Genomic DNA, 2,841 nt, shown 5'->3' with positions numbered 1-2,841 from the left:
TTGAATATATATTAGTTGGGTATTTTGTATCACAAATTTTATTCCGGCAGCAATAATTGGATTACCGCTTGCCAACGTTTGGCCGCTTCTTCAACCTGCTGATTGCCACAACTTGCTTGCTGATCAACCACCTCGATATTCACAGTATGTATTACATGGCTTGGTAGCAGACCATAATAAACGACATGACGCATAAACCCAATTTTTTGGCTTGAATCACCCGGTAATGGGTAAGGAAGGGTTTTTGTAACGCATAACCCAATAACCCTCGTTTTTGATAAAAACAGATAATCAAAGTTTATAGTTGATTATAAAAAATAATCCTTTATTAAAATTTTAGAATTATATTCTAATTATATGTTTTATTTTTAAAATGGTATTTCTTCTATTGATTATCTGCTATTAAGATCATCATTATGGCTAAATTCCTCGATCTTTAAAGTGATAATAGTTTTATACCATCCAGTAACCCATTTTTTATCAACGATCATGATGCCTAAATTAGTACCTCTGTCATGTTCGATGGAATTAATCGTTAATTTAAAATCTTTTATTTTCTTCGAATCTAAATTAGGACGTGTTTTATTTATTTCTTCCATGAAGAAATTTTTAAGAAATTCCGCAAGCTTAACTTCGGGCTAAGTTAAACTTAGGGTTTTCATTAAACAAATATCATCAACAGAATTCTCTTCCACTTTATCCATAAAACTTCCCCTCATTTAAGTAACTTCTTTCTCTTTACATTTTTATTTATACTGATAAACTAGTCTTATAGTCAAACTAGTTTTCTAAATAGGTTAAAAGATGCGTACTATTGGTGCTTTTGAGGCAAAAACCCATTTATCTGAAATTTTAGAGCGAGCTGCTCAAGGAGAAGAAACTCTTGTTACAAGAAGAGGGATTCCTATAGCTAAGATTATCCCATTCAATAAAAGCCAAAATCTTACCAAAGAAAATACTATTCTAAGATTGAAGAACCTCAGAAAAAATCTGCAGCTGAGGAATTTTTCATGGAAAGAATTACGCGATCAGGGGCGTAGATGATTAAGGTAGTATTGGATTGTTCCATTGCTGTATCTTGGTTTTTTGAAGATGAAGCTTCAGAAAAAACTGATGATATTCTTGCCATTATCCAAGAAGAAGGAGCTTTTGTTCCAGCAATTTGGCATTTAGAATTTGGGAATGTACTCATCCAAGCAGAAAAAAAGAGAAGGATTTCTAGAGCCCAAGTTATCAACTGTTTAGAATTAATTAAAGAGCTACCAATAACAACAGATAACGATCATTCAGATAAATATATGGATAGAATTATTGCATTTGCCCTAGAGCATCAGATTACAACCTATGATGCTAGTTACCTAGAGTTAAGTATGAGGTTAGGACTATCCTTAGCTACTAAGGATAAAAAGTTATATCAGGTTGCAAGCAAACTCGGAATACCAGTCTTACCAAAGTAAACAAAAATTTTCATTATCCTGATTAGTTATTATCCCCAATTAAAGATCATTGATTTGCTGATAAACTTGCCACTTAAGCTTAATATCATCGCGAATTTCTTGCTGCCAATATTCACTATAGGCGCAATCCATGTTTTAAAATCAACATGATCATCTCTCTGAAACCTAATTGTTTTGCTGAATACTCTGCTTGGTCTTGGCATTTGATTACTCCTTTAGCTCAAAGGTTTTTTGAAAAGCTAGAATGTAATGAGTCGTCGATTTTATCATGGCTCCGTTGCAAACCAATTGAAAATTTTAAAACGTTGGTCTAATATTTCCTAATCTTTACCAACCCCTTTTAATTTCTATTCGGAAATTCGGATTTGTGAACATATTCATTCCTAAAATCTCTTGATGCGGATCATAACCAACCCACTCTTCAAATGTAGGTAAGCTGATTTCACGTGCCAAAGTTCCTGACAAAGCTATGCAAACAAAGCCAATAGACTAGGCGGTAATTTTTCTCATTTTTATATTTTTTCTTACAAAATAATTTCTATAATTTATTGTCTAAACGAAGATTTGATGCGGTAAAATGTGATGCAATTTTCACGCTGCTGTGCATCAACCAGCTGGGATTCAATCAAAAACTGGCAAAATGTTTCGGGTGTATCGTCAGGTACGTTTTGGCCCCCATATTGGGCAACTCGTTGGTCGATATTGCGTTCGGCTAATATAGCTGCACATATTTTACCTTCGGGCTGGGCAACATTCCCGTGCTTGTCAATCACAAGGTGGCGCACATCGTTTTTTAAAAGCCCCGATTCATCCAATGCGTTGCACATGGGTTGCATATTACGCAAAACACATTCCAAACAAATTGATAAAGCCTGTGACGCCGAATATGGAATGATTACGAGAATCAATATTTGAATAATACGCATGTGTCTTTGCCTCTCTTCCTATTTGTTATGATCATAAAAAAGTAATGATATCAATACGTCTATTATACTCTGATATTACTTTTATTTAATTCCACGGCATCTTGTTTTGTTGGTAAAAATCCTGACATTTTTTTTGTTTTTTTTCTGCCACAATTTCATTACCAACAAGAAAACGGCAAAATGTTTCGGGTGTTTCAACTATCATTTGGTTGCTGTGGGTCTCTATTTGTCTTGTAACATAACGCTTTGCCAGCGCTTGTTCACAAAATTTTGTTGGCATCCCGCCTGTTTTTTCTGTTGTGTTTCTTAGCCCCAAATATTGAACCCCAGGCAATAATAGATTAGCTTGTGCCAATTCGGTGCATACCGGCTGTAATTCATACAGCAAACATTGAACGCAAAAATCAAATGCTAAGGCCTGTTTCATTGACAGGCACAGGGTTATGGCAAGAATATAC

6 protein-coding genes are annotated in these 2,841 nt (G+C 34.7%); 2 read left to right on the top strand and 4 right to left on the bottom strand.

The genetic code is table 11. The annotated features are described in order from the left end of the window. Window positions 1-38 precede the first annotated feature (38 nt). Window positions 39-194: a hypothetical protein gene (locus tag K1X44_09010; GenBank protein ID MBX7147424.1), complete on the bottom strand. Its 156-nt coding sequence runs from the start codon at window positions 192-194 to the stop codon at window positions 39-41. A gap of 198 nt (window positions 195-392) precedes the next feature. Then, entirely contained in the window at window positions 393-599 is a 207-nt protein-coding gene (locus tag K1X44_09005; GenBank protein ID MBX7147423.1) for a hypothetical protein, read from the bottom strand. A gap of 205 nt (window positions 600-804) precedes the next feature. Here K1X44_09005 and K1X44_09000 point away from each other — a divergent pair, with 205 nt between their 5' ends. After that, window positions 805-1,044, top strand: a complete 240-nt coding sequence (locus K1X44_09000; GenBank protein ID MBX7147422.1) for a type II toxin-antitoxin system prevent-host-death family antitoxin — start codon at window positions 805-807, stop codon at window positions 1,042-1,044. Continuing rightward, entirely contained in the window at window positions 1,041-1,457 is a 417-nt protein-coding gene (locus tag K1X44_08995) for a type II toxin-antitoxin system VapC family toxin (protein MBX7147421.1), read from the top strand. The genes K1X44_09000 and K1X44_08995 overlap by 4 nt, the downstream gene beginning before the upstream one ends. Before the next feature lie 545 nt (window positions 1,458-2,002). On the opposite strand, the gene K1X44_08990 is transcribed toward K1X44_08995, so the two are convergent. Together K1X44_08990 and K1X44_08985 are read right to left on the bottom strand one after the other, a co-directional pair. Beyond that, window positions 2,003-2,365, bottom strand: coding sequence for a hypothetical protein (locus K1X44_08990; GenBank protein ID MBX7147420.1), 363 nt, complete (start codon window positions 2,363-2,365; stop codon window positions 2,003-2,005). Between the two features lie 103 nt (window positions 2,366-2,468). Continuing rightward, on the bottom strand, window positions 2,469-2,841 hold a 373-nt coding region (locus K1X44_08985), incomplete at its 5' end, for a hypothetical protein (GenBank protein MBX7147419.1).

The sequence above is a fragment of the Alphaproteobacteria bacterium genome (assembly GCA_019695395.1).
Classification (GTDB): Bacteria; Pseudomonadota; Alphaproteobacteria; order JAEUKQ01; family JAIBAD01; genus JAIBAD01.
Note: the sequence above shows the minus strand (reverse complement) of the source record. Positions and strands in the feature narration are given on the sequence as shown.